18 protein-coding genes and 1 tRNA gene are annotated in these 25,910 nt (G+C 65.3%); 5 read left to right on the top strand and 14 right to left on the bottom strand.

Annotation, left to right across the window (positions count from 1 at the left end):
- Positions 1 to 61 precede the first annotated feature (61 nt).
- The 3 genes from AC5P7S_RS00710 to AC5P7S_RS00700 are packed head-to-tail and all read left to right on the top strand — an operon-like array spanning position 62 to position 2,708.
- Positions 62 to 889: an AraC family transcriptional regulator gene (locus AC5P7S_RS00710; protein ID WP_495213583.1), complete on the top strand. Its 828-nt coding sequence runs from the start codon at positions 62 to 64 to the stop codon at positions 887 to 889.
- Between the two features lie 13 nt (positions 890 to 902).
- The gene (locus AC5P7S_RS00705) at positions 903 to 1,982 is read left to right on the top strand and encodes an alpha/beta hydrolase family protein (RefSeq protein ID WP_095378922.1); all 1,080 of its coding nucleotides are present in this window, start codon (positions 903 to 905) and stop codon (positions 1,980 to 1,982) included.
- A gap of 54 nt (positions 1,983 to 2,036) precedes the next feature.
- Positions 2,037 to 2,708, top strand: coding sequence for a VOC family protein (locus AC5P7S_RS00700; RefSeq protein ID WP_065186580.1), 672 nt, complete (start codon positions 2,037 to 2,039; stop codon positions 2,706 to 2,708).
- Between the two features lies 1 nt (position 2,709).
- On the opposite strand, the gene AC5P7S_RS00695 is transcribed toward AC5P7S_RS00700, so the two are convergent.
- From AC5P7S_RS00695 to AC5P7S_RS00680, 4 genes are all read right to left on the bottom strand, one after another.
- Positions 2,710 to 4,122, bottom strand: a complete 1,413-nt coding sequence (locus AC5P7S_RS00695; protein WP_095378982.1) for a TPM domain-containing protein — start codon at positions 4,120 to 4,122, stop codon at positions 2,710 to 2,712.
- A gap of 139 nt (positions 4,123 to 4,261) precedes the next feature.
- Complete coding sequence (locus tag AC5P7S_RS00690; RefSeq protein ID WP_095378919.1) at positions 4,262 to 5,986, bottom strand: peptidoglycan-binding protein; 1,725 nt, start codon at positions 5,984 to 5,986, stop codon at positions 4,262 to 4,264.
- Between the two features lie 122 nt (positions 5,987 to 6,108).
- Entirely contained in the window at positions 6,109 to 6,681 is a 573-nt protein-coding gene (locus tag AC5P7S_RS00685; RefSeq protein ID WP_242441387.1) for a hypothetical protein, read from the bottom strand.
- 52 nt (positions 6,682 to 6,733) lie between these two features.
- Positions 6,734 to 7,258: a hypothetical protein gene (locus AC5P7S_RS00680; RefSeq protein WP_005420058.1), complete on the bottom strand. Its 525-nt coding sequence runs from the start codon at positions 7,256 to 7,258 to the stop codon at positions 6,734 to 6,736.
- A 205-nt stretch (positions 7,259 to 7,463) separates the two neighbouring features.
- Between AC5P7S_RS00680 and AC5P7S_RS00675 the strand changes: the two genes are divergently transcribed.
- Positions 7,464 to 8,090: a YiiX/YebB-like N1pC/P60 family cysteine hydrolase gene (locus AC5P7S_RS00675; protein ID WP_065186583.1), complete on the top strand. Its 627-nt coding sequence runs from the start codon at positions 7,464 to 7,466 to the stop codon at positions 8,088 to 8,090.
- Positions 8,091 to 8,144: 54 nt separating this feature from the next.
- Here the strand turns inward: AC5P7S_RS00675 and AC5P7S_RS00670 are convergent, their stop codons facing one another.
- The 3 genes from AC5P7S_RS00670 to ubiA all read right to left on the bottom strand — a co-directional run bounded on the left by AC5P7S_RS00670 (position 8,145) and on the right by ubiA (position 11,061).
- Complete coding sequence (locus tag AC5P7S_RS00670; RefSeq protein WP_005414774.1) at positions 8,145 to 8,309, bottom strand: hypothetical protein; 165 nt, start codon at positions 8,307 to 8,309, stop codon at positions 8,145 to 8,147.
- A gap of 272 nt (positions 8,310 to 8,581) precedes the next feature.
- Entirely contained in the window at positions 8,582 to 10,006 is a 1,425-nt protein-coding gene (locus AC5P7S_RS00665; RefSeq protein ID WP_170944951.1) for a short-chain fatty acid transporter, read from the bottom strand.
- A 161-nt stretch (positions 10,007 to 10,167) separates the two neighbouring features.
- The gene (ubiA, locus tag AC5P7S_RS00660) at positions 10,168 to 11,061 is read right to left on the bottom strand and encodes a 4-hydroxybenzoate octaprenyltransferase (protein ID WP_065186584.1); all 894 of its coding nucleotides are present in this window, start codon (positions 11,059 to 11,061) and stop codon (positions 10,168 to 10,170) included.
- Positions 11,062 to 11,210: 149 nt separating this feature from the next.
- Here ubiA and AC5P7S_RS00655 point away from each other — a divergent pair.
- A tRNA-Arg gene (locus AC5P7S_RS00655) sits at positions 11,211 to 11,287 on the top strand.
- 39 nt (positions 11,288 to 11,326) lie between these two features.
- Here the strand turns inward: AC5P7S_RS00655 and AC5P7S_RS00650 are convergent.
- The 7 genes from AC5P7S_RS00650 to AC5P7S_RS00620 all read right to left on the bottom strand — a co-directional run bounded on the left by AC5P7S_RS00650 (position 11,327) and on the right by AC5P7S_RS00620 (position 25,852).
- Positions 11,327 to 11,776 carry a Rossmann-fold NAD(P)-binding domain-containing protein gene (locus AC5P7S_RS00650; RefSeq protein WP_005420071.1) on the bottom strand — a complete coding sequence of 150 codons (450 nt, stop codon included), beginning with the start codon at positions 11,774 to 11,776 and terminating at the stop codon, positions 11,327 to 11,329.
- Complete coding sequence (locus AC5P7S_RS00645) at positions 11,773 to 12,207, bottom strand: hypothetical protein (protein ID WP_005420072.1); 435 nt, start codon at positions 12,205 to 12,207, stop codon at positions 11,773 to 11,775. Before AC5P7S_RS00645 ends, AC5P7S_RS00650 begins: the two co-directional genes overlap by 4 nt.
- Positions 12,208 to 12,509: 302 nt before the next feature.
- On the bottom strand, positions 12,510 to 12,929 hold the full coding sequence (locus AC5P7S_RS00640) for a DUF4279 domain-containing protein (RefSeq protein WP_134955282.1): 420 nt from the start codon (positions 12,927 to 12,929) through the stop codon (positions 12,510 to 12,512).
- Between the two features lie 3 nt (positions 12,930 to 12,932).
- Positions 12,933 to 17,642 (bottom strand): RHS repeat-associated core domain-containing protein, encoded by a 4,710-nt coding sequence (locus tag AC5P7S_RS00635; protein ID WP_242441386.1) that lies wholly within the window; start codon positions 17,640 to 17,642, stop codon positions 12,933 to 12,935.
- Positions 17,643 to 17,961: 319 nt separating this feature from the next.
- Entirely contained in the window at positions 17,962 to 19,317 is a 1,356-nt protein-coding gene (locus AC5P7S_RS00630) for a Gfo/Idh/MocA family protein (protein ID WP_095378916.1), read from the bottom strand.
- Between the two features lie 65 nt (positions 19,318 to 19,382).
- Entirely contained in the window at positions 19,383 to 22,358 is a 2,976-nt protein-coding gene (locus AC5P7S_RS00625; RefSeq protein WP_495213582.1) for a TonB-dependent receptor domain-containing protein, read from the bottom strand.
- A gap of 134 nt (positions 22,359 to 22,492) precedes the next feature.
- Positions 22,493 to 25,852, bottom strand: a complete 3,360-nt coding sequence (locus tag AC5P7S_RS00620) for a TIM-barrel domain-containing protein (protein ID WP_095378212.1) — start codon at positions 25,850 to 25,852, stop codon at positions 22,493 to 22,495.
- Positions 25,853 to 25,910 lie beyond the last annotated feature (58 nt).

The raw sequence follows: 25,910 nt of genomic DNA, 5'->3' as shown, positions 1-25,910 counted from the left end.
TGCTAAACGCCGCGCCTGCCGATCCGCTACTGTGCCGGCATTGGATCCGGGGAACGGCAGGATGAGCGCGACAGGCAAGGCATTGTGGTACATCGAAACCCACGCGGACCGGCCACTGGCGCTGGCCGACATTGCCGCTGCGGCGGGCCTGTCGCCATTCCATCTGTCGCGCCTGTTCCAGGCCCGCACCGGCACCTCGGTGGTGCGCTACCTGCGCGGGCGCCGCCTGACCGCTGCCGCGCAGCAGTTGGCCAGCGGCGCCGGCGACATCCTGGAGGTGGCGCTGGGTGCCGGCTATACCACCCATGCCGCCTTCACGCGTGCCTTCAGCGAACAGTTCGGACAGACGCCGGAGCGCGTACGCGAACAGGGCACCGATGGGCTGGCGCTGGTGCAGGCGATCCGCATGGACGAGGCCCCGTCCGCCTGCATTGAAGCCCCCCGCCTGCTCGAGACGCCCGCGTTCCAGGTGGCCGGCATCGGCGTGCGGCATACCCGCGACAGTGGCGGCGCGATTCCCGGCCAGTGGGCGCAACTCAACCGCGAATGGCCGATGCCGGCGCCGATCAGCTTCGGCGTGTGCTGCAACAGTGATGACAAGGGTGGCTTCGATTACATCGCGGCACTGCCGGTAAGCACGGTGCCGAGCGTGCCTGCGCGCTGGCAACGCGTGGACATCCCGGCGCGCCGCTACCTGGTGGCCTGGCACAGCGGGCACATCTCGGCCATCCGCTCGACCTGGTTCTGGTTGCTGGATCATTATCTTCCTGCTTCCAACCTGAGCCTCGCCGATGCGCCGGATCTGGAGCGGTACGACGCCCGGTTCGACGAGCACACCGGCCAGGGCGGCGTGGAAATCTGGCTGCCCGTCGACGACCGTCCCCACTGACAAGGAGTTGAAGATGCGCATGACCGCTGCTGTGCTGGGAGCGATGCTGATGGCGTTCACAAGCACCGGCGCCGCTCGCGAAAGCGGGGTGGCCGGCGAGCGCCACGGCACAACGACGCTGGCCAGCGCGGCCGTGCGCGACGCAGAGCGCCGCGACGCCTTGCGCTACACGGTCTGGTATCCGGCACCTGCAGGCAGCCGGGAAACCGCGCTGACCATCGGTCCACCCGACGCGCCGCTGTTCGACGTCGGCCGGTCGTCCAAGGATGCGCCGGTCGCCGGTGATCGCCTGCCGACCTTGCTGCTCTCCCATGGCAACGGCGGCAGCGCGCGCATGATGGGCTGGCTGGGCACCGCGTTGGCGCGGGCAGGCTATCTGGTGATCGCAGTCGATCATCCGGGCAACAACGGCGTTGACAGCATGACCCTGCCCGGCAGCGTACTGACCTGGCTGCGCGCCGATGACCTGCGTGCCGCACTGGCGGCTGTGCAGGCCGATCCGGTGCTGGGCCCGCATGTCGATCCTGAGCGCCTGGGGGTCGCCGGATTCTCGGCCGGCGGCTACACCGCACTGGTGGCGGCCGGTGCGCGACCGGACCTGCAGCGACTGCTGGCCTTCTGCACGGCGCATCCGGATGACGGCGTCTGCCGGCCCCAGCAGGAAGCGGCCACGCACACGATGGAGGCGCGTGTTGCCGCTGCGGCGTCGCCCGAGCTGTCGCCGTGGATGTCCCACGCCAACGACGCGCGCGCCATTCCCGGCGTGCGCGCGGTGTTCCTGCTGGCACCGGCAATCGTGCAGGCCTTTGCGCCCGAGCAGCTCTCCTCGCTGGAACAGCCCGTGTCGATCGTACTGGGCGAGGCTGACACGGTTGCGCCACCGCAGAGCAATGGCGAGGCTGCGCGTGCGGTGATTGCGGGCGCTGCACTGCAGGCGCTGCCCGGTGTCGGCCATTACGATTTCCTCGCCGCATGCACCCCGACCGGACAGCGGCGGCTGCAGGACCTGTGCAGGACGTCGGTGCCGAAGGCGCAGACCCACGCGCAGGCAGTGGACGCAGCAATACGATTCTTCAACCATTCACTGCGCTAGTGGCCGCCGGGCAGGCCCCAGCGTTACAGTGAGCGCGTCCATGGAGAATCGGTCATGCGCCTGCTTCACCTCACCCTGCCGGTGTCCGACGTCGCCACCGTCGCCGCGTATTTCCACGATGTGCTGCAGCAGCGCGTGGTCGGCAACCATGTGCACATCGGCTGGAGCACGATCGAACTGCAGGCGGCGGGTGATCACCCCATCGGTGGCGTGCACCTGGCCTTCAACGTACCGGACAACCGCTTCAGCGAGGCGATGGCCTGGTTGCGCGAACGTACCCCGCTGCAACGTAATCCTGAGGGCCTGGATTACTTTGCGCTGGAGAGCAGCTGGCAGTCGCAGTCGGTGTACTTCACCGGTCCCGATGGCCTGATCCTCGAGTTGATCGGCCGGCGCCGTCTGCCAGTCAGCACGCGCGCTGGCGCTTTCCATGGCAGCGAGCTGACCTGCCTGAGCGAGGTTGGCCTGCCCAGCCACGATGTCGATGCGGTGCGCGAACAGTGCAGCCAGCGCTTCGGCCTGCAGCCGATCAGCCCGCCTTCGCCGCAGTTCGCACCGGTGGGCGACGACGAGGGCCTGCTGATCATCGTCGCCGCCGACCGTCGTTGGTTCCCCGAGCAGAAAGACCTGCCCAATGCGCAGGGCGTGCAGTTGCAGGTGGGTGATGTGAGCGGCAGCGGCGAGCTGCGCGATGCGGCGCTGGGCTGGCGGGTGTGGGCGGCCTGAGCTACCAGCTGCCCGAAGCGCCGCCACCGCCGCTGCGACCACCGCCACCGGACCAGCCGCCGGAACTGCTCGAGGACGAACTCGACGACGAGGTGCTGGACGAGGAACGGTAGCCTTGGGACGACCTTTGTCCGCTGCGTGCTTTTTCGCCGGGCAGCAGGGTGAACACCCAGATGAAGTACAGGAACAGCGTGCTTGCGCAGGACACGATCGTCGCCAACACGCGTGCGTTCTCGTCGCCGGCCCGGTCGATGGCCAGCAGCGCGCCCAGCGCATAGCCGCCGGTCAACAGCACCAGCACCACCAGGCGCACGGCGAAGCTGTTGCGGTTCTTCCGCCAGCGCGCGCGGCCGGCCTGCACCAGGAAGAACACCAGCATGGCAGCAATGGCGACCGCCAGGTTCAGCAACGTGTGCAGGGCAAGGCTGGGCGGCAACTGACCACGAACCAGCATCACCATGAAGAAACCGATACTGAGGGCCAACATGCCGGACAGCACGATGCGCACACCACGGCTGCGACGCCAGCACCACCCCAGCAGCGCCGCCACCGGTACGGCCGGTAACAGCACGAAGAACAGCGCAGGCAGCACATGCCGCGGCAGCAGCAGCGTCGCCGAAACCAACCCAGCGGCCATCACTGCCGTTACCAGCAACGGTCTGCCCCAGGCAGGCAATGTCGGCCAATTCGGCCTGGGCATTGCCGCATTGGCTGCCAGTGCCTTGCGCCGCCGCTCACGGCGCTTACCGCTGAACTCGGCCTCGGTCCTGGTGGCCAGCAGGCGTGGCGGTGATCGCCACAGACCGGCCAGGAACCCCACCAGCAACGTCAGGGCAACGACCGAATCCCCTGTACGCCAATCCGCTGGCAACAGGTTGCGTGCGGATGAATCCTGCTCGGGCCGCAGCGGCTCGCCATCGATCAGCGCCACCAGCACCCTGCTGCCGTCCAGCACGCCCTGGTCCAGGTCTCCTTCGCGCAGGCGCGGCACGATCGCCTTGTCGATGATGCGCGCGGCATAGGCATCGGGAATGGTGCCTTCCAGGCCATAGCCGGTCTGGATGCGTACGCGCCTGTCCTGCACCGCCACCAGCAGCAACACCCCGTCATCGACACCGGCGCGGCCCAGCTGCCACTGGTCGAAGACACGCTGTGCATAGGCTTCGATGCCGTCATCGCCAACACTGGGCACCACCAGCACCTGCAGTTGCGCGCCTTTGCGTGCCTGCAGCTGCAATGCCTGCTCGCGCAGCGTGGCGCGGGTGCTGGCGGACAGTGCGTTGGCGGTGTCCACCACCGGGTCGTCCAGTGCCGGAATCGGGGCCGCCGCCAGCACTGGCAGCGGCAGCAGGCAGAGCAGCAGTGCCAGCCCTACCCACTGCCATGCGTTGCGCCACGGCAGCACCCGGCTCATGTGGACGCCGTGCCTTGCAATGGCGGTGCTGTGCATCATGCGAAACGGCATCCGTGTATGTCCTTGCCCCATGAACGGAAAAGCCGGCCGGATTACCCCGGCCGGCCTCCTATACCACACACTTCTTCACACGCAGCGGTCAACGGCCCATGGCCACCCGCTGCTGCTCGTCCTGCACGTGTTGCTGCGAAGGCTCATGCTTGGCCAGCATTGCAGCGCTGGTCTCCTGCAGGCTCGGTGCCGCCTGGGTCATGTCCACCGCAGTACGGAAGCCGGGAACGGTGCCCACGACGAAGGCCTTGCCATCCTGCACGGTGACGCCCTGCAGCTTTTCCGGCGAATCGATGCCGGCGGCCTTGGCCTGGGCGGTCACATGCGCGCTCATCTCGTTGGAGATCATGCCCGGCATGTGGCCACGGATCGCATTGTGCAGCGGCGTATCCGGATGCGCCTTGTCGCCCAGCTGCGGCCCCTTCGGCGCCGCCTCGGCATGGCTGCGGCCTTCGGCCAGCTTGCCCAGCGTCGCCGGACCCGCCACGCCGTCGGCGGAGAGCCCGTGCTGCTTCTGGTAGGCGATCAGTGCGTCCCTGGTATTGGCACCGAACTTGCCGTCCTCGCTCAGCGGATTGCCTTGGCCGTCGCGCACGCCCAGGCGGTTGAGTTCCTTCTGCAGCGCAGTCACTTCCTCGCCCTTGGCCCCCTGGCGCAGCACACCGTTGTGGTCGGCGTCATGCGAATGGCCACCCTTGCCGGTTTCCTTCAGCTTGCCGTGGTCCCAGAAGTCCTGCGGGCTGATCAGCTTGCCGTGCGGATCCTTCAACTGGTAATGCACGTGCTGGGCATACTGACCCGCACCGCCCGGGCCACGCCCGCCCATGGTACCGATCGGCTCACCCGCCTTGATCGGCTGGCCTTCCTTCACCTGGGTCGACTGCAGGTGCAGGATCTCGTGCGAGTTGCCCTGTGCATCCCTGATCTTCACCGTACCGTAGTCGCCACCGACGAACGTCACCGTTCCGGAGATCGGCGCGTTGACGGTCGGGTGCTGCAGATTACGGCCGTGCTGGCCGCCGACATAGTTGAAGTCGGTGCCACCGTGCGGCTTGTGCGCGCGGTGTTCGCCGAACTCACCGGTAATGTGCGGCTTGACCCCGTTCTGCGGGGGCAGCATCACCTGCATCGTCTGCTCGAAGTTGCGGGTCTGGCCTTCGGCATGCGCCGCTGCCGGCTTGGCCTGCGCGTGCGTGGCCGCAGCTACGGCGGGGGCCGCGTGGCTGCCCTGGGACTGGCCGTGGGTCAGTCCCAGGCGCTGCTCCACGAACCGCTCGTACTTGTCCACGTACGGCATCACCTTCTTTTCAGACAGGGCGAGGCCGCCGTAATCGCGGGTCGGGCCGTCGTGATGGTACTTGTAGATGTACTCCTCACCCTGGCCGCGCTTGTGCGCCAGCGTGCGGTTATCGATGTAATGGTCAACCAGTGCATCGGACTGTGCGCCGACGTCGAAGCGGTTGCGGTTGTTGAGGTGGTAGTGGTTGCCGGTCTTGTCGATGAACTGGCCCAGGCCCGAGGCCGAGGTGGTGCCAGCGGCGGCATCGGGGTTGAAACCCGATTCAACGCGGGCGATGGCCAGTACGTGCGCCGTTTCGCGTGGGGTCAGTCCCTTCTCGCGCGCCGACTCGATGATCGTGTCGATCACCCGTGACTGTACTTCCGGGGTCGCATCGCCCCACCGGCGGGAGTTGCCATGCAGGCGGCCGTCGCTCTGGTCGATCGGCTCGCGGTAGTGGCTCCACGATTTGATGCGGTCACTGCTGTAGGCCGCCCCGCGGGGCTGGACCATGTCCTGGTAGATGTCTGCCATGTCTGTGCTATCCATTCTATGAAAAAGGGAATTTCCTTAAGGGGTACTGCTCCTGGTACTTCTGGTACTGCGGTACTGCAGTGCTGCGTTCACAGCGCGCGTGCGACGTCCTGCCGCTGCGCTCAGTCTTCGATGTAGTTCACCTCCGGGTGCTTGATGCCGAGCGAGTCGATCAACTTCTCGTACTCGTCGTTGTTGGGCTCCTGCTCCTCGCCTTCCGCGCCGCGCAGCGGCGGTGTGCTGTGGGTCAACTGGCGGCCACTGGCGTCGTACAGGTAGTACCACTCGCAGAAGCTGCAGCCGAACGGCAGTTCACCGTACTGCACGACGAAGTACGGCGTACCGCTGCGGTCCTGCACGCAGGCCAGGCCAACGGCGGTATAGCCGTCCATCTCCTTGGGCGCAGCAATGGCCTGGCGTGCGCCGTCCTTTTCGATTTCCAGCGTGGTCAGCCGGGAAGCGTCCGTGTCTTGGGTGGGCTGGGCCGCCAGGTGCAGGCGGGTGCCTTGGCAATCGATATGCATGCCGGTCTCGTCGCGCGTAAGAGAGGTGGAATGGTCCGCAACGGCAGCCGCAGGCGCGGCCGGCGTCGCTGCCGGGTCAGTGGAAGCAGGGGCCGCCGGTGCAGCCGCGTCAGGGCCGCTGCAGGCAGCAAGCATCAGGGCCAGTACGGGGGCAACGGGAGACAGACGCATGCGGGGCTCCTTGGGTGAATCACACGACCGCTCGCAGGCGGTCGCTCAGGGATCAGATCGATTCGTCCTCACGCTTGACCAGTTGCCAGCACGGCTTCTGGGCAAAGGTGTAGATCTGCTGGTCACTGGTATCGGGAGTGCGCATCTGCACCTGTACCTGGCCATCGGGCAGGCGGGTGACCTGCATCTCGCGGCCCTGGCGCTGCAGCGTGGCCGGGTCCGGCATCACCGGCCATTCGACCTTGGCAAGCGGCACCTTCTCCTCCACCTTGCGTGGCTCCGGCTCGGCTTCGCTGTCGATGTGGCTGTCCAGCAGCGGATCGGCAGTGGACGTTTCCTGCAGCGCGATCTCGTTGCCGAAATGCTTGAGGAAGTCGTCGAAGACCGGATGGGGGCAGCTGGCAGAAGCCTCTGCCGGGGCCGCGGCAACCGGCGTGGCCGGCGTCGTGGCGGTGGCCGTGCTGGTCGGAGCCGGTACGGCGGCGTCAGCGGGGGCTGCCTGGGGCGCAGGCTTGCAGCCGGACAGCGCAAGCCCCAGGGCAAGCGCAAGCAGGGCAACGGGGCGGAGCTGGTTCACGGGATCCTCCTGATTCCGGGCGGTCGCGCGCGGTTCCGGCGCGGTAGGGAGGCAAGGATAGCCATGCCTCGGTCAATTCAGTTTCAACATCCGCTGTCAGGAATATCCCGACATGTCGAATTGTGACCAATATCACACTAATACTGAAATCAACGTCATCGCAGCCGCCGTTAGACTACGCCGCACACGCTTCGACCCTGGCCCCATGCGCGCATTCCTGCTTGCCCTCTCCCTGCTGCTGCCAACGCTGTGGCCTGGTGGTGCGGCCGCGCTGGAGGTCCGGGAAGGCGATCTGCTGTTCGTCACCGCCGGCCATGCCGGCCTGAGCGCGGCCATCGACGATGCCACCGGCAAGCAGGGCGCACCCAGCTTCGATCACGTGGCCCTGGTCGCTGCGGCGCCAGACGGCTGGGAGGTACTGCATGCGGATGAGAAAGGCTCGCGCCGGCAGACGCTGGATCAGTTCCGCGAGGACGCCCGAGGCAAGCAGCGGCAGGTCGTGGTCTATCGGCTGCGCGCATCGCAGCAGGCTGCCATCAAGGATGCGATCGCGACCGCACGCATGATGCTGGGCAAGCCCTACAACACGTCGTATGTGTTGAATGAGGACAGCTACTACTGTTCGGATTTCATCGAACGTGCGTTCCGTGCGCACCATGTGTTCGCACTGCAGCCGATGAACTTCCGCAACCCGAAGACCGGGCAGATCGCACGGCACTGGGTCGATCTCTACCGCGCCATGGGCATGGAGGTGCCGCAGGATCAGCCGGGCACCAACCCGAACGACATGTCAGCAGCGCCGGTGCTGCAACGCATTGGCGTGCTGGAATAAGCGAAGCCCCGCACGGGGCGGGGCTTCGCGCATCACAGGAAGTGGGTACCGAAGTCACTCCTCCTCGTCCTGCCCACCCTGTTGCTGGTTGCGCTGGTTGCGCTGCTGCTGTTCCTGCTGCTGTTGCTGCTGCTGGTCGCGGCCACGCCCCTGCTGCTGATCCTGCTGGTTCTGCTGGCCCTGCTGCTTCTGGTTCGGGTTCTGGTTCTGCTGTGCCATGTCCGATCTCCAAAGCCACACGCGGAATGCGGTGGACGGGACCATCGTCTGCAGCGAAGAGTTAATCGCGCGTTGGTGGGCGGCTACATTGGTGTGTACGCGCGTGAATGAACGGGCAAAGCCCCTTGCGGCACAAGCCGATGAAGGATTCATATGGGTTCGGCATGTGCTCATGCCGTCAGCGCGACTGCGCGCATTCATGGCGTGCTCTGCTGGAAACACGCGCTGAACGGAGCTGGCGTCCTGCTCGCGCACGGACGCCAGCCCTGCACTCACGGCATCACCGGCGGCACATACGCCAGGGTCATGCCCAGCAGCCACAACAGGCCCAGCACCAGCGGGATGTGCACCAGCAACTGGATGAAGGTGAAGCCCACGATGTCGCGTGCCTTCAGCCCCAGCACGCCCAGCAATGGCAGCATCCAGAACGGGTTGATCAGGTTCGGCAGCGCTTCGGCCGCGTTGTAGACCTGCACTGCCCAGCCCAGGTGCGCCTTCAGCTCGTTGGCGGCCTGCATCACGTACGGCGCCTCGATGATCCACTTGCCGCCACCGGACGGCACGAAGAAGCCCAGCACCGCCGAGTAGATGCCCATCACCAGCGCGAAGCTATCGGTGCTGGCCACGTGCACGAACAGGCTCGACAGCCGGTGCGCCAGGGTCTGCCCGTCACCACCGGCGGCGTGGGTGAGGATCATCGCGATACCGCCGTACAGCGGGAACTGGATCAGCACGCCGGTGGTGCTCGGCACCGCCTTGGCCACCGCGTTGAGGAAGCTGCGCGGGCGCCAGTGCAGCAGCAGGCCCAGCGAAATGAAAAGGAAGTTGTAGGTGTTGAGGTTGGCGATGGCAGTGACCACCGGCTTGTTGGCGAACTCGTTGAACAGCCAGCCGAACGCCAGCAGCGAGAGCAGCACGGTCAGCAGCGGGCTGTATTCCAGCCATTCGCCCGGGCGCGTGCGTCGCTGCAGCGGTTCCGGCTCGGCCTGCGCAGCGCCGGGAAATTCCTCGGCAGTACGCGCACTGCCGGCCGCAGGCGCGGTCAGCCAGGCGATCAGCAGCGAGACAAGGATCAGCACTGCGGTCAGGGCGATCGACTGCCACAGAAAGATGGTTTCGGTGAACGGCAATACGCCGGTGATCTCCACCAGGCCCGGCGGCATGCTGGCCGGGTTGGCCTGCAACTGTGCGGCCGACGAGCTCAGCCCCATCGCCCACACTGCGCCCAGGCCGAGATAGGCCGACGCACCGGCGGCGCGGTAGTCCATGCGCAGTTCGGTACGGCGGGCCAGCGCGCGCACCAGCAGGCCGCCGAACACCAGCGAGAAGCCCCAGCTGAGCAGCGAGGCGAGCATGCTGACCAGGCCCACGTACACCACCGCACCGCGACCGGTGCGCGGCACCCGGGCCAGGAAATCGATGAAGCGTGCGACCACCGGCGCGGTCGCCACGGCGTAGCCGCCGATGACCACGAAGGCCATCTGCATGGTGAAGGGGATCAGGCTCCAGAAGCCGTCACCAAAGGCGCTGGCGGTGGCCTGAGGGGTCGAACCGAAGCCCATCGCGGCCAGCGCGACAATGACCACGCCCAGCACCGCGAACACATACGCATCGGGGAACCACTTTTCCGCCCAGGCGGCCGAGCGCAGCGCTGCGCGCGCCATCCAGCCGTCCTGTACTGCTGCCGTCGAGGCCATCGCCTACCCTCCCAGGTTCGATGGACCGATTCTGGGCGGTGGGGTGTGGGCTGTCTGCCACCTATTGGTCGTAGGTGGCGGTAGTGCCGGCCGCTGGCCGGCAAACTCGGGATCGCGCACGGGTGCAGCCGGCCAGCGGCCGGCTCTACCAACCCCTGGGGTCAACGCAGCGCCAGGTCCACGGCGATACCGGCAAACAGCGCGGCGCCGACCCAGTTGTTGTGCAGGAACGCCTTGAAACACGGGCCGCGCTCGCGGTTGCGGCAGATCCAGAATTCGTACACCACCAGCAAGGTGGCCATGGCCACGCCGGCCAGGTAGTAGCCACCCAGCCCGCCGCGCACGCCAACCAGCGCCATGGTGGCCAGGAACAGCGCGTACAGCACGCCCTGGATGACCAGATCGAGATCACCGAACAGGATCGCGGTGGAGTGCGAGCCCATCTTCAGGTCGTCCTCGCGGTCGACCATGGCATACCAGGTGTCGTAGGCGGTGGACCACAGGATGTTGCCGGCATACAGCAGCCAGCCCAGCATCGGCACCTCGCCCTGCACGGCGGCGAACGCCATCGGGATGCCCCAGCCGAACGACATGCCCAGGTAGACCTGCGGCAGATGGGTGTAGCGCTTCAGGTACGGATAGCTGGCGGCCAGGAACACGCCGATGAAGCTCAGGCCGATGGTCAGCCCGTTCAGGGTCAGCACCAGGCCGAAGGCCACCAGCATCAGTACGGCGAACAGCGCCAGCGCGGCGCGACCGCTGATCGCGCCGGTGGCCAGCGGCCGCGCCTTGGTGCGCTCCACATGCGGGTCGAGCCAGCGGTCAGCGTAGTCGTTGATGACGCAACCGGCCGAGCGGGTCAGCCACACGCCGGCGGTGAACACGAACAGCGTCCACAGCGGCGGCAGGCCGCCGGCAGCCAGCCATAACGCCCACCACGTGGGCCACAGCAGCAGCAACGTGCCGATCGGGCGATCAGCGCGCATCAGACTCCAGTAATGCCGCCAACGCGGCGTCGCCGGCGACTGCGGCGAAGTGAGGGGGGTATCAGCCATGGCGATAGGATACTCCTGCCCCTCTGGCAGGGCTTTGCCGGTGGGGGGAGATTTGTTCGACGAAACTGGATAGAATGCCGGTCCCGCACCGCCTCATGGCGCTGCGATGCCCGCCCCGGCACTGGCCGACGGCGCGGCGGTTCTACAACGCGCCCGTAGCTCAGCCGGATAGAGTAGTGGCTTCCGAAGCCATTGGTCGGGGGTTCGAATCCCTCCGGGCGCGCCATTTTTCCTTCGTTGCCTGGCCGGCGCGCCGCCAGAAATGTCAGGGAATGAACGTTGCCGAGCGATGCTCGCAACCGGCAGTATCCTGTACCACGATGGAGTAATTCGCGCCCGCGCTGGATGCGCCGGGCAGGAACAGGCCATCACCATCGAACAGAACGCTCTGCTGTTCATCCTGCCCGATCGACAGCCCGATCGCTCCCGGTGTGATTTCCTCAAGGATCACGTTGTAAGGCCGCCAGGCATCCTCGCCTGTGCGCCTCATCTCTGCGCGAGCGGTCCTTGGGTTCAACCTGCGTCTCTCATCCACCCACAGCTGAAGCGGCTGATCAGCATTGTGGGTGACCTGGAAGCGCCCGTAGGTCAGTCCGTCGACGCTCTCGGTGCCGACGTAGGTGAAATGGGCCGGCGGACACTTCGTGGTGCGGTTCGGATGCGCCGCACAGGATGTCAGTGCAACCACGAGGCAAAAGGCGTTCAGGTGCTTCATGGCTTCGAGGCCTGACGTGGGTGGTTGTCGCGGCGGTGTTCGGCAGTGAGGGCAACCAGCACTACGCCCCAGAGCGGCGTGAGCAGCACGACGCTCATCACCGTCAGCGAAACCGGTACCTGCCAGAGCAGCGATGGGCTGAATCCGCTGAATCTATAGGCTTCCAGTACAAGCACCACGACCTGGGCCAGAAGGCCCGCGAGCAGCCCCAAGCCAGCCCCCTTGGCAAGCCGCCTGATCGTAAGGCGGCCCGCGGCGGGAACCCGTGCGCAGATTCCCAGCAACAAAAGGCTGACGGCATACAGCCAGAAGAAAACCTGATGTGAGTCGAAGGCGTAAAGCGCCCTGCCCACAAAGTGCAGGAACAGCCAGAGTGCTCCACACGACACCGCGTAGGCCAGCCCGTACCGAAGAATCTGCCTGGCTTTCATCTTGTACCTCTCCGAGGGCGTGCAGCCCGATCGCGTTCTTTTGTGGAGGAGTGCGGGAGCTCATGCACCTTGCCTCCCGCTTGGCACCCTACTCGCGCAAGGCATCGCGCAGCGCTCGAGAGTACCTGCCTGCCTCCAGCGTTCGCAGCTGGGCCAGTGGAATCCGATACCTCCTGAACAATGCGGCCAGTTCCCAGACGTCCTCCTCCAGTACCGCATCTGGATCCAGGGATAGATAGATGACATCCCCTCTGCCGACCACATTCCCGATGCAGCCGATTCGACCGCGCACCCGAGGCGCTCTACGTCTCGTCGCCCGAAGGCGGGTAAATTTCCACCGCCAAACCGAGGCCCAAAGTTGTGACTCTGGTGAGAACTGCACGATCCAGTTCAAATCCGCCAAGTCCGCCCACAAAGATGCTGATATAGAATTCTGCCCTCCCTCCCGTATCTGTGATGTGGCCAATGAACTCACGCTTGTTTATCAGAAAATCGCACCAACGGGAGATCTCCTCATCCAACTCGACATTCACCTTCCTCGCGAGAGGAATAGATAGATAGGTAAATTCATAGAGCTGCTGATCCTCACCCTGCCGAGCTGGTCTAGGCTCGCCTGCACTGCGGGCAAAGCGGGACTCCAAACCAATTTCCTCCCTAATGGATTCAGCAGAAACAGAGGGATGGAAAAACCTAAGTGAAATATTCACCAAAAGACCACTCACGCATCACCTCCCAAAACCATAATCACTAATATTCCCCTCTATTCTACCTTTGCCGTCCTGCGTCCCAACCCAAATATCGCCATTTGGGGCTATACCAGTCCAGTGCGTCGGGCTAGCAGCGGAACCTTCCTTAATGGTTTCAACGGCACCATGATCAAGCCCGAAGGATTTTTTGGCCGTGTCTATAGGGAGTGTTCCTACTGGACAGTTCGTAGGCTTGGATCGCGCACCGTCCTTTTTCTTGCTGAAGTAGAGGTTGGCGAGAGCATCCACGATTACTGGCAAACTTACCGTCGCACCAATGAAAGCATCGATTGGCGAGTGGATCGGACTCATATCAATGTATGGCGCAGGAGCTTGCCCTTCCCCATAGCCCGGGAGGTCAGGATTCCACTGCTGGTAACCACTTCCAGGCCGATACGCTGGAGGTGGCAATCGCATAGCCCGAGCTGCACCGGACTGTAAGCCAAGACGATCCAAAGCAGACGCAGGGTTCCCACTCACATATGAATAAGTACTGATGCCTCCAACCAAACCAATCGGATCACTCTGCGAGTACCGCCCCACCATTGGTTCATACTCACGCTGGTAGTTGTAGAACAACCCACTCGCATCCGTGGCCTGCTGGCCCGGGAAGCGCAGCGCCAGTTCAAACGCCACACCATCGCCATCTGGATCGGCACTTGGGATCTGGTTGCCGAACACTTCGCTCTTGTTGCTCCACTCCCAGATCGCCACATCACGCACCGGATCGATCACCACGCGCGGCGTACCCAGATGATCCGGCTGCACGTAGGTCAGTTCCGGCACGCCGGCGCTCGGCACGTTGATCAGCGCTACCGGATAGTTGTCCAGCCAGATGGCCTGCTGCTGCGCCTGGCCCGTGGCCGAGTAGTTGCCCAGCCACTGCCCCGCCTCGTCGTACAAGGTGATCTGAGCCGCGCCACCAGCCGGGGTGCGCAGCACGCGCTCACCGCGATGGTTGTAACCGTAGCTCTCCAGTGTGGCGTTACCCTGCTTCACCGCGTTCATGCGGTTGGCATCGTTGTAGGTGAACGCCTTGCTGCCAATACTGGTGGTATTGCCCGCTGCGTCATGGCTGCGTGCCTCGCCATCCACAGCAGTCAGGCGATGGCTGGTTGCGGGATAGGTGTAGCTGGCGGCGCCTGCCGAGGTGGTCAGCGCGGTGCGATTGCCGGTGGCGTCGTAGGCATAGGTTTCAATCGGCGTGCCTGTCGTCCCGTCCTGGGTCTGGGTCAGGCGACCCAGCGCGTCGTAGGCGTACTTGGCCAGCACCGTCGAGCCTGTGCCGTTCTTCAGCTCGGTGATCGAACCGACCGGGTCATAGCCGTAGCCCAGTGACAGGCCACCTGCGGCCGGGTCGTGTACCGCCTGCGGGCGGTAATCCAGATCCAGCGGACGCTGCAGCTGGCGGCCGTTGCCGTAGGTCCAGCCGGTCGCCGGGCCGAAGGCCGCATAGGTCACGTTGTTCACCACGATCTGGCGTGCCTGGCCGGGCCGGGTCAGGCCGATCTGGCTGATGCGGCCCTGGGTATCGCGCACGTAGTCGGCCACGCTGCCGTCGGGGTAGGTCAACGCAGTCAGGCGCCCCGACTTGCTGTAGGCATAGCGCAGGGTGGTGGCCACACCATTGACGGTCTGCACCTTGCGGGTGACCTGGCCGAAGCGGTCATGGCAGTACTGGGTGCTGCCATTGGCGTGCAGCACCTGCCCCAGACGTCCCTTGGCAAAGCGTTCGTCGGCGGCACAGGCGGCCGGCGCCACGTCATAGCTATAGCCGATATCCAGATTGGGGTCCGGGTAGGCGATACCGATCAGGCGGTTGAGTGCATCGTAGTGATAGGTGGCGGTGACGCCACGCGCATCGGTAGCCGTCTTGCGATTGCCGGCGGCGTCCACGGTGAAGCTGCTGGCGCCACTGTCCGGGCTGACTTGCCCGGTCAGATCACCGAAACCGTTATAGGCATAAGTGGTGTGCAGACCTTTCGGGTCGGTGACCTGGGTGACCTGATCCAGCGCGTTGTACTGGCTGCGGATCTCCGCCGCCACGCCGCCGACGTCCTGCAGAGTCTGCGCCAGGCGGTTCAGCGGGTCGTACTGCTGGCTGGTCACGCGCTGCAGGGCGTCGGTGATCGTCTGCGGGTTGCCGTTGGCATCGTAGGCAAAGCCGGTGGCGTGGTTGCCCGCATCCTTCAGCGCGGTCAGCTGGCCAAGCGTGTTGAACGTCCGCGCCAGAGTACGGCGCAGGGTGCCGCCTGCATCCAGCGTGTCTTCCTTGAGGCGGTTGCCGGCGTTGTCCAGCGCATAGTGAATGGTGTTGCCCGCACTGTCCGCGATGTCCGTCAGCCGCTGGGCGGCGTCATAGACATAGGTAACGCTGCTGCCGTCAGGCTCGGTGATCTGTTGCACCTGGCCGGTCGGCCAGTAGCTGATCTGGGTCACCCGGTCCTCGGCTGTGGTGGCACCGCGCACGGTGACCGAGGTCGGCCAGCCGCGCGCATGGTAGGTGTAATCGGTGACCACGCCGTTGGCATCCTTGACCGACAACGGCCGCCCGAACGCGTCGTAGGCCAAGGTCTCGACCGTCTGGCCCAGCGCATTGGTCACGCTGCGCAGGTCGCCCTTGCGATAACTGCAGGCACCATTGGCCGCGCATCCCGCGTCGTCCGCGGTGTAGTAGGCATAGGTGGAGACATCCGCCACATCACTGCGTGGGCCATCCACGCTACGCAGCAGTCCCACCAGCGGGCACTCCGGCCCTTCGGCCTCACAGTAGGTCTGCGTGGTGATGCGGGTATCACCGGTCACCCTGTCGCGCACGGTGATGGTGGTTGGCTGGAGGCGCACATTGCGTGCGACGCGGACCTCACGGTTACCGACGGTCTGCTGCACCAGCCGATTGCTGTCCATGGCCACGCGCGTTTCGCTGATGCGCTGGTCCGGAGTACCGGCCGCTTCGGTGGTGGTGGTCACACTGACAGCACCTGCGACAGCGTCGCTGGCCTCCGCATAGGCGTAGTTGGTAACAACGCCACGGCGATCGGTCACCGACTGAAGCCGACGCCGGAAATCGGTGCCCTCAGGCAGATAGGTGCGACTGATGCTGCCGTTGCTCTCGGTGATGCCATTGACCTTGCGCGGAAGGCCGCTGGTACCGCTGGCGGTCAAGGCGTAGGTGCTCTGCTTGCCCAGTGCGTCGGTGACGATGGTGGTGCCTGCCGGCGTGTACTCCAGGCGCACGCCATCAATGCCCACGTCGGCTTGACTGCAATCGCCGGAATGGCGGCTGCAGGTAACCCGCCCCTTGGCGTCGTAGCCGTACCAGCTGTAGCGCCGGGTGTCTTCGGCGGTCACGCCGGTCAGGTAGCCCGGGAAGCGGGCGTCCTCATAGTGATACGTACGGCTGGCACCGTCGGCATAGGTCGCAGTGATCAATTCCCCGGCCGGGGAATAGGCGTAGCTCACCACAGGCTGGCCGGCGATCACCAGGGCCGAGATCAGCGAATCGTCACCCGGCGCGAGATACTGGACGTCCACGCGCCGACCGGTTGAATGGGTGATGCTGAGCAGGCGGCCACGGCTGTCGTGTGCATAGGTCAGCGAAGTACCGTCTTCGAGATCACGGCGCTGCATCAAGCCATCAGCATCAAAATAAATGCGCTCTCCGGCACGTGAAAGTTGCCAGTTGGTGCCCTGCTGGACCGCACGATCGCCGCTTCCGTCCATGGCTTCGTAGCTTGCCCCCACTTTCTGGAATGCGGTCTGCCCGCCATCGGCGCCGATCAGCCCAACTTTCAGTTCGGAGCTGGGAGGGAAGGTGGAATCGTCTACGCCTGCGGTAAGCCGCAGATTGTGGGAATGGGTCCAGCCCGTACCCAACGCGCCGCCCGCCGTGCTCGTCAGGGAGTGATAGTGGCGTTGAAAGCTCACCCATCCAAGGTTGAAATCCGGCTCAGGCTGGGATTTATCGCCAGTGGTCGGATCACACGGGTTACCAACAGGACACTGCTGCGGCGGCAGCGGCCCGCTTGTGTAGGAGAGCATGGGCGACATGTGCGGCTCGTCCTGCTGGACCAGAGAGCACATCTGCAGGGCCTCATTCCACGTCAGGGACGGTCGATTCGGACAAAGCGCCGTTCTGGCCCGGCGCACACGCTCCCACCCCACTATCGACGAGCATTCTTGAGTGCTCTGATGATAGAAGTTCAAGGTGTAATGGAAATCCTTCTCCTCGTTGGTGACGCTACCGTCGTCGCCCCTGCCAAGTCCAAGGAGCTCCACCCAAGGATCCTCCGTGAGTGAAGTCGCCGGGCACTGCGGGTCGCTGACGCGGGTAGCGAGGATCACGCTACGAATCTGATCTTCGGATGAGTACTCCTGCCCTGAGTGGATGTAGACCCAGTCGGTAGTAACGATCTTCTCGGGTCTCACCCGGTAATCGTAGATGACCTTCTTTCCAAGGACGCGTTGGCGTTTGACATGCCAATCGAAGGGTTTGTCCTTTTCGTACTGGGAAAAGAGCGACTTGATGTCCTTCTGCACCGCCGCTTCGGTAGCTCGCGGCTGGCCCATCGACAGGTAGCTCTCCCATTTCTTCTGCACCTCCTGCGCCTGCGCAGCCCAAGGAGCCAAGCTCCCCAGCGCGATCATCGCCAGTGCGGCACACGAAATGGTCTTCAGTCGTTCCAACATCCCTGTTCTCCTTCCTGGACAAACACAGCACCGGCAGGAACGAGAACGTGGGGCGGTTGCCTCACCACGTCATGCTTCGGATCGTCCCTGGTCCGGAATGCGGTCTGACCGCATGGAGGACGTTATCTCCGATGTCGTTTACACATTCAAGTCAGAAACTGTGGAGTGGGTCGGATTTCAGAGTTTTCTGATTCAGGGGGGGGGGAGCGTGTCGGAAACTCAGCCGAGCGTGGGCTCGGCTCTACAAGGCGAATGCCTCCAGAAACAGAAACGCCGGGCATCGCCCGGCATTTCCGTCACAGCATGGAAGGGATGAATCTCAGTATTTACCGTCGAACGCGAAGATCGGCTTGCGCGTCTTCCACGCACCAGCAGTAAAGTCCGGGAACTCCAGCGTCTGGAAGCTGTTGGCAATCGACTGCTCGCTCAGCGGCGTGATCGCACTCCAGGTCACCGCGTCGTAGATGTCGATCGGCATCGGTGCCTTGGCCTTCAGCGCTTCAACAAAGGCATGGATGACGAACCAGTCCATGCCACCATGGCCGGCACTGGCGGCGGTGTCGGCATTCTGTTTCCACAGCGGGTGCTCGTACGCGTCCTGGTATTTCTTGAACTCTTCCCACTGGTGCGGCGGGCTGCGGCCTTCGATGTGGATCGAATGGTTGACGTCCATCCACAGGCCCTTGGTGCCCTGCACGCGGAAGCCCATCGAATACGGGCGCGGCAGCGAGGTGTCGTGCTGCAGCAGGATGGTCTCGCCGTTCTCGCAGGCCAGCGTGGTGGTGACGATATCGCCGAGCTTGAACTTCACCTTGGTGCTGGGGTGGGTGCTGCCGCCACTCTTGGCCACGGTGTATTCGTGCAGGCCGCGTGCCTTGGTCGCGAAGGCGTTGATGTGGGTGAAGCGGTTGCCACGGTTGATGCCGGTATACATCGCGCAAGGGCCGATACCGTGGCTGGGATACAGCTCGCCGTTGCGCTGCACCGAATGCTCGGTGCGCCAGCGAGCTTCGCTCCAGCCCTTCGGACCGAACTCCACGCCGCTGTCGTAGGGCTGGTTGGGGTCGCCGGAATTGAACTTCACGCCGCGCAGGTCGTGCTGGTAGCCGGCCTGCAGATGCACCAGTTCGCCGAACAGGCCCTGGCGCACCATCTGCAGCGCGGCCATCACGTCGCGGCGGTAGCAGACGTTCTCCAGCAGCATGTACGGGGTGCCGGTGCTCAGCTGGGTCTTCAGCACGTCCCAGTGGTCCTGCAGCGTGATGCCGGCCACCACTTCACAGCCCACGGCCACGCCGGCCTGCATGGCGGCAATCGCCATCGGTGCGTGGTACTCCCACGGCGTGGCGATGATCACGCCATCGATGCCCTTCTGTTCCAGCAGGCGCTTCCACGCGTTGGTATCACGATCCTGGCCATAGGTCTTCGGCGCGGGCTTGCCGGCCTTCGCCACCATCTCTGTGGCACGGCCCAGCATGATCGGCTCGACGTCGCACAGGGCAACCACTTCGACGTCGTCGCGGCGCACCAGCTCCTTCAGCAGCACCAGCCCGCGCATGCCGGTACCGATCATGGCCAGGCGCACCTTGCGCCCGCGTGCCCATGCCGGGGTCTGCGGCAGCAGGCTGCTGGCGGCGACAGCGGCACTGGCCGCGATGAATTCCCTACGCTTCATGGCAGACATCTCTCCTCTTGGCAGCGTGCCGGCCGCAGCCGGCACGCCAGGTCACGCAAACGGAATTACTTGAACCGGTAGCCGATGGTCACACTGTAACCACGGCCGAAGATGGTGGCGTAGTCACTGGAGTCACCCAGGAAGCTGTTCGGATCGTAGAACGGCAGGCGGTTGAACAGGTTCTTGACGGTGAAGCTCAGGTTCCACGCATCGTCCGGGCGCCAGGTGACGCTCATGTTGGCGGTCCACCACGACGGTGCACCATCGCACTTGCTCTTCTGCAGGGCCAGGTAGCCGCCGGTGCAGGTTTCCTTGTTGTTGCTCTCTTCGTCGATCTGGTCGGTAGCCCACTTGGTGCCACCCACGTAGTTGACGAACATGCTGGTGGTCACCTGCTTGTACGTCCAGTCTGCATTGAGCGTGGCACGCAGGCGCGGGTTGTTGTAGTAGCCCACCACGTCGCCGTAGTACCAGCCGTTCTCCGCGTCCATGTAGAAGCGGTTGCGGTTGGCGATGGTGGCGGCCAGGCCGATGTTCAGGTTGCCCCAGTCGCCCAGCGAGAAGCGGCTGCGCGCGTCGATGTCGAAGCCGTCGATCAGCGTCTTGCCGCGGTTCTTGTACTGGCCGACCACGCTGGCCACGTTGCCGGCGGAGTAGCCCGGCAGGGTGGCCGGGCAGCTCACGCCGCTGGCCGGATCGGCGCACATTGCCGCCAGCTGCGCCAGGTTGGCGCGGTCGCTGTCGGTGATCGGCGAGCGCGACATCGAGATGATGTCTTCCATGCGGCGATAGTCCGGCGCGACGATTTCATTGTTGCGGTAGATGAACCAGTAGTCGGCCGACACCGACAGCCAGCTCGCCGGCTCGTAGACGAAGCCGAGGGTGGCGATCTTCGCCTTCTCCGGCTTCAGATCCTTGTTCGGCTGGGTCATGCGCGCCACGGTACGGCTGCAATCGACGTTCAGCAGGGTCTTGCCGAGATCGACGTCACCCGGCCGCTGCGACTTCAGCAGCAGGTTCGCGATCGCGTTGGTCTCGTTGCAGCGCAGCTCGTCACGGAAGCCGCCGAGCTGGGCGAATACGCCGCCGTTGCCGGACTCGGCCAGGCTCGGTGCGCGGAAGCCGGTGGAATAGGTGCCGCGCAGCATCAGCTGGTCGAACGCCTGGTACTTGAAGCCGATCTTCGGCGCGATGTTGGCGCTGAAGTTCGGGTACTTGTCCACGCGCACCGCCGCATCCAGTTCCAGCTTGTCGGTGATCGGTGCCACGGTCTCGGCAAACAGCGCGTAGGTGTTGCGCTTGCCGTCGAACCACGAGCCGCCCTGCTGGGTGATCAGGCCATTGGCCGCATCGGCATTGCCCGGGGTGTAGAAGGTCTCACGGCTGGCGTTGAAGCCGAACGCGGCGCGCATCTCGCCTGCCGGCAGCTGGAACAGCGGTCCTTCGATCTTGCCGTCCAGGGTATGCAGGCGGGTCCACGACTGGATGTCGAAGGTCGGGAACGCTTCACGGATCAACGCGGCGTTGGCTTCGCTGATCTCGCCGAACTTGTACGCCGGGTGGTCGGAGATGATCACCCGACCGGTACCAGGATCGATCGTGTACGGCCCGAACGCCTTCTCGAAGCCCTTGGTGTTGACGTTGATCGTCTGGTAGGTGGTGGAGTGGGTACCGGCGCTGGCGAAGGCGGTTTCCCAGTTCCAGTCGCCCCGGTTGCCACGCGCACCGGCCAGCACGCGGTAGCTCTTGTCGGTATTGCGCTGGCCGAAGTAGTTCGGGCCGGCATCCTGCAGCAGGTAGTTCAGGCCGACCACGCCGCCCATCATGGCCTTTAACTGCGGGCTGGCGTGGTTGTACTCGTTGTTCGGGCCCAGGAACGGGTACAGGAACTGGTTGACGGTGTTGCCGGTGTTGCGCGAGAACCAGCTGGTCGGGTTGCCAGTCGTGGTGCCATAGGTGCGCGGCGTGCCGCCGTTGGCGCGCAGGTCGATGTCGGTATAGGTCGCCTCGGCGAAGATCTCGGTGTTGTCACCGACCAGGAAGGTGCCGTTGAGGTAGGCGGTGTTGCGCTCGGACTTGGCGCCGGCATCGATCTCGTTGTTCATCCAGGTTTCCCAGACGCAACGCGGGCCGGCCGCTTCACTGGTCAGCACGTTCCTGCAGCCCGGCGCGGCTTCCTGCACGCGGCGGCCGGTGACCGGATCGAAGGCGAAGTAGGTGCCCGGGTTGAACTCGCCCGGCCTGCTGCCCACGCCCAGGCGCAGGTTGTTGAGGTAGTTCGGGTTGTTGACGTAGTACTGGTCTGGACGCTTGTCGTAGAAATCGCTCAGCGGAATCGCGTCGCGACGGTACATGTTGACCGCGCCATAGATATTGAAGCGGTTCTCGGCCAGGTCACCGAAGCCGGCGGTGATGCTGGCCTGGCGCTCACCGTAGGAATCGATGCGCGAGGAGGTGTCGTTGGTGAAGCTGATCTCGGCACCCTGGAAGTTGCGCTTGGTGATCACGTTGATCACGCCGGCCACCGCGTCGGTACCGTACACCGCCGAGGCGCCGTCGGTCAGTACTTCCATGCGCTCGATGGCCGCCGCCGGGATCGCATCGATGTTGACGAACTGGGTCTGGAACCCGGCCGGTGCGCCGTAGTACGACAGGCGGCGACCGTTCAGCAGCACCAGTGTGCCCTGTGCGCCCAACCCGCGCAGGTTGGCCTGCGAGGCACCATCGGAACCGGTGAACAGCGAGCGCGCATCCTGCTGCGCGGGGCGCGCGGCCGGCAGGTTGTCGAGCACCTGCAGCAGCGTGCGCGCACCCATGTTCTGGATGTCCTGCTTGCTGATCACCTGCACCGGCGAGGCGGTTTCAACGTCGGTGCGACGAATGTTGGAGCCGGTGACCTCGATACGGGCGAGGTCGGTGGCGTTGTCCTTGCTCTCCTGGGCGAAGGCAGGAGCAGCAAGCGAGAACAGCGCGCCGGCAATGGCCAGCGTCAGCGGAGCGATCGGGCGGCAGGGGGGGCGGTGGTGGCGGGCGGGCAACATCGGGGTTCTCTCCTGGCAGGGGTGCGGCGCAACTGAGTGAGCGCGTGGGCGTTCGGCGGGCAAAACGCTCCCGGGCCACGGCCATGAGGGCCGTAGTCGGGATGGGGCGGGGGAGGAGCGGTGTTACGTGGGGGTCATGGGGCGACGATGCTGGCGGAGTCGCCCTCCTGGCCGATCAGTACGGCGTTGGCCCAGTTGGCACAGACCTGGGCGGGTTGGCTGCCCTGCGCACCCAGCGTGCGCAGGCTCAGGGTGGAAAGGCCACGGATGTCCAGCTCCGGCTTGACCACGCCGGGCGCCTTCACCAGGCCGCTGTCGTACAGCAGGCGGTTGTCGCCCCATACCTGGAACTGCAGGCCGCCGGCGTTGCGGCAGGCGTCGTCGATGCCGAGGTCGGCACGCAGCAGGTGCCAGCCGCCCTGCAGGCGCAGGTCGATGCGGCTGTTGGCGCCGACTCCCAGGCCACGGCGGAACTGCAGGCCGTTCATGCGCATGCCGGCGTCGCCACGGAAGGACTGGTCGGTACGCAGCTGGCTGGCCAGCGCGGCCGGCACCGGCAGCTCGGAGAGATAGCGCTGCCGGGCCGGTCGCTCCGGTTCCTGGTGTTCGAGGATGTGGAAGGTGGACAGTGCGATCGGGCCGACGTCGCGCGGCTGCAGTGCATCGAACGCGCGGGCGCTGCCCTGGGCGGCGGTCACCATCGGGTCGGTGCTGCTGGCGCTGTCGCCTTCGGGGTTCTGCACGCTCAGTACGCGGAAGCGCAGCAGGCGGCCGGCATGGGCCGGGAAGTCGATGCGTTGCACGCCTTCCTTCAGCTGCAGGCGGCCACGGGCGATCGGCTCGCCCCACTCGCCATTGCTGTCGCCCAGGTACACCTCGTAATCGCGCACCTGGCCGTGCTTCCAGTTCTTGTCGTTGCGCGGCGCGATGTCGATGCCATCGATCATCCTGCGTTCGCCGAAGCCGATCACCCACTCGTGCGCGCCAGTGCGCACGGCCTGGTTGCGCACGCTGCGGAACCAGGTGTTGGGATCGTCATCGAAGGCGTTCTCCAGCGCATGGCCGGGCTCCTCGGCCGGGCGGTTGACCATCAGCAGGCTGTCTGCGGGCAGTTCGCGGCCGAGTACCGGCGCGGCCGGATAGGCATCGTCGGCGGCCGCAGCGGCCGCCGCGAAGTCCAGCTGCAGCTGCAGCGGCTGGCGGATGTCCTGGACAGCGGTACGCACGTGCAGCGTGCCACGGCGCTCCTTGGCATCGAAGTACCAGCCTTCAGCCGCACCGTTGAACGCCGCCGCATCGGCCAGCGCTGGCAACGCGCGGCCACCGGCCTGCACTGCACGTGGCGCCTGCCGGCTGAGCACGCGCAGGCCATAACGACGCTGCGCCAGCTGGCCGTTGTACTGGCCCTGCACCGCATCGATCTGCACCTGCACCGGGCCACTGCCCAGTGCAGGCGCCTGCACGCGGATTACCTGCGTGCTCGACTCACCCTGCTGGTAACGGCGCGTGTTGCCATCGTCTTCGTACAACGTGTACTGCGAGTCGCCCTGCGGGTACAGGTCGAAGGTCACTTCATCGAGCGGCTTTTCGCCGTCGAACAGCATCGACGGGTACATCGGCAGGATCGCACCGGCGCGCACGAACACCGGCAGCGTGGCCAGGTCCACCTGGCGGTCCAGCTGGCGGCCGTCGGCACCGGCCTGCACGCGACGGCCGTCCCAGTAGTCGATCCACCCCCCGGCCGGCAGGTGGATGTCGCGGCGCCAGCCACGGCTGGCGGCCTGGCTGCGGTACACCGGCGCCACCAGCAGGTCGCGGCCGAGCAGGAACTGGTACTTGTAGGTTTCATCCTGTGCATGCGGGTCGCGCGGGTAGTCCCACATCAGCCCCCGCACTGGCGGTGCGCCGGTCTGCGCGGCCTCGTGCACCAGCCCGTACATGTACGGGGTCAGGCGCATCTTCAACTTCAGGTAGTCGCGGTTGATGCTGCGGTACGGCTCGTCGTACCACCACGGGTGCTTGCGCGCGTTCGACGACCAGCCGCTCATGCCCATCAGCACCGGGGTGAACGCCTTCCACTGCAGGTCGCGGGTGAAGGTCTCGGCGCTGCCGCCGAAGATTGCATCGACGTCGCCACTGGCGTACGCCATGCCGGACAGGCCCGAACCTACCAGGGTCGGCACGTGCCAGCGGATGTAATCCCAGCTGCTGCTCTGGTCGCCGGTCCACGCTACGGCGTAGCGCTGGATACCGGCCCAGCCCATCACCGTCCACAGGAACGGGCGCGAATCGGAGTTGTCGAGGATGCCGTTGAACGCCTGGCGGTTGGCATCCATCGCGAACTGGTAGCCCTTGCCGGTCCAGGCCACGTCCAGCTTCTGCACGCGGCTGCCGGCCTTGCCGACTTCCCAGGCGATCTTGTCGACGCCGTTCTCGGTCCACAGGCCGGTGCGGAAGCCGTAGCCGGCGAGCCCCTTCACCGTTTCCGGCAACTGCTTGTAGCCGCAGCCGTAGCCATCATTGGGCAGGATCCAGCCACCGGGCATGTCGTGGGCGCGGTACTGCTTGGCCACGCTGTCGATCACATCCGGCGTGGTGCCGGTCGGGCCGTCGCTCCAGCCTTCGGGCACGGTGCCGGGCTTCTTGCTGTTGTCGCTGTCGTTGTAGCAGTCGGCATCGCCATAGGACAGCGCCCAGCGCGCCACCATGTTCGGGCGGCCGGTCAGCTGGGTGTAACGCTCGATCAGCTTGGGCAGGTCCGCGCCGACGAAGTAGTAGGCATCGAAGCGGTCTTCGCGATGCAGCAGCGTGGCCTGGTCGGGCTGGCGCAGGTCGTAGCTGCCATCGCTCCAGGTATTGCGCAGCATGCCCCAGCCACGGCTGCTCAGCAGCATGGGTGCCGGGCTGGGGCGGTCGCCCTCTTCCCAGCCGCCGGAATAGGACACCTCCAGCTCGCGGCCCTTGAACTGATAGCGGCCGTTCTGCTGGCCGCCACCGAAGTAGCCCTCATCGGCCTGCGAGGACAGCACCTGCACGCTCTGCGTGGCCTCCAGGTCCAGCGGCTGCAGTTCCTGCCACAGCGCGGTGGGCTGGCCGTTGTCCAGGCGTTCCAGGCGCAGGCGCAGCGGTTGCCGCTGCACATGCAGGACCAGTGCGTCGGTACGCACGCGGATTTCCTGCGCGTCTTCTTCCAGCTGCGCCTGCACGTTCGCCTTGGGCTGCGGCAGCACGATCGGTGCGGCCTTGTCGCCGGCGCCGGTCAACGTGCCGTTGCGGCCGGCCTGCACGCGGATGATGTCGGTCGCCGGCAGTTCAATGCGGATGCGCGCGCCCTTGTCGGTCTGCAGGTCCCAGCCCTGCACGCCATCGCGGCTGGCGCTGGCGCTGACCAATCGCAGGTTTCCGACCGGCTCGGCCCGGGCCGTCATGGACGCCAGCATCAAGGCCGGCAACAGGGCCAGCATCAGCGGCGAGCGACGTACGCAGTTTTCCACGCGGACTCCCAACCCGTTCACCGGGCGTTTCGAAAGCGATTGGGCCGACTCTAGGGCA

Source organism: Stenotrophomonas sp. YJH_SMC_32 (genome assembly GCF_059369975.1).
This window is presented reverse-complemented; position numbering and strand designations above follow the sequence as displayed.

Coding starts and splice junctions, on each gene's coding strand:
- AC5P7S_RS00650 (WP_005420071.1), bottom strand. CDS start 11,776: ATGAAGCACCTGAACGCCTTTTGCCTCGTGGTTGCACTGACATCCTGT.
- AC5P7S_RS00625 (WP_495213582.1), bottom strand. CDS start 22,358: ATGTTGCCCGCCCGCCACCACCGCCCCCCCTGCCGCCCGATCGCTCCG.
- AC5P7S_RS00705 (WP_095378922.1), top strand. CDS start 903: ATGCGCATGACCGCTGCTGTGCTGGGAGCGATGCTGATGGCGTTCACA.
- AC5P7S_RS00710 (WP_495213583.1), top strand. CDS start 62: ATGAGCGCGACAGGCAAGGCATTGTGGTACATCGAAACCCACGCGGAC.
- AC5P7S_RS00700 (WP_065186580.1), top strand. CDS start 2,037: ATGCGCCTGCTTCACCTCACCCTGCCGGTGTCCGACGTCGCCACCGTC.
- AC5P7S_RS00695 (WP_095378982.1), bottom strand. CDS start 4,122: ATGAGCCGGGTGCTGCCGTGGCGCAACGCATGGCAGTGGGTAGGGCTG.
- AC5P7S_RS00675 (WP_065186583.1), top strand. CDS start 7,464: ATGCGCGCATTCCTGCTTGCCCTCTCCCTGCTGCTGCCAACGCTGTGG.
- AC5P7S_RS00685 (WP_242441387.1), bottom strand. CDS start 6,681: ATGCGTCTGTCTCCCGTTGCCCCCGTACTGGCCCTGATGCTTGCTGCC.
- AC5P7S_RS00670 (WP_005414774.1), bottom strand. CDS start 8,309: ATGGCACAGCAGAACCAGAACCCGAACCAGAAGCAGCAGGGCCAGCAG.
- AC5P7S_RS00690 (WP_095378919.1), bottom strand. CDS start 5,986: ATGGCAGACATCTACCAGGACATGGTCCAGCCCCGCGGGGCGGCCTAC.
- ubiA (WP_065186584.1), bottom strand. CDS start 11,061: ATGGCTGATACCCCCCTCACTTCGCCGCAGTCGCCGGCGACGCCGCGT.
- AC5P7S_RS00665 (WP_170944951.1), bottom strand. CDS start 10,006: ATGGCCTCGACGGCAGCAGTACAGGACGGCTGGATGGCGCGCGCAGCG.
- AC5P7S_RS00630 (WP_095378916.1), bottom strand. CDS start 19,317: ATGAAGCGTAGGGAATTCATCGCGGCCAGTGCCGCTGTCGCCGCCAGC.
- AC5P7S_RS00635 (WP_242441386.1), bottom strand. CDS start 17,642: ATGTTGGAACGACTGAAGACCATTTCGTGTGCCGCACTGGCGATGATC.
- AC5P7S_RS00645 (WP_005420072.1), bottom strand. CDS start 12,207: ATGAAAGCCAGGCAGATTCTTCGGTACGGGCTGGCCTACGCGGTGTCG.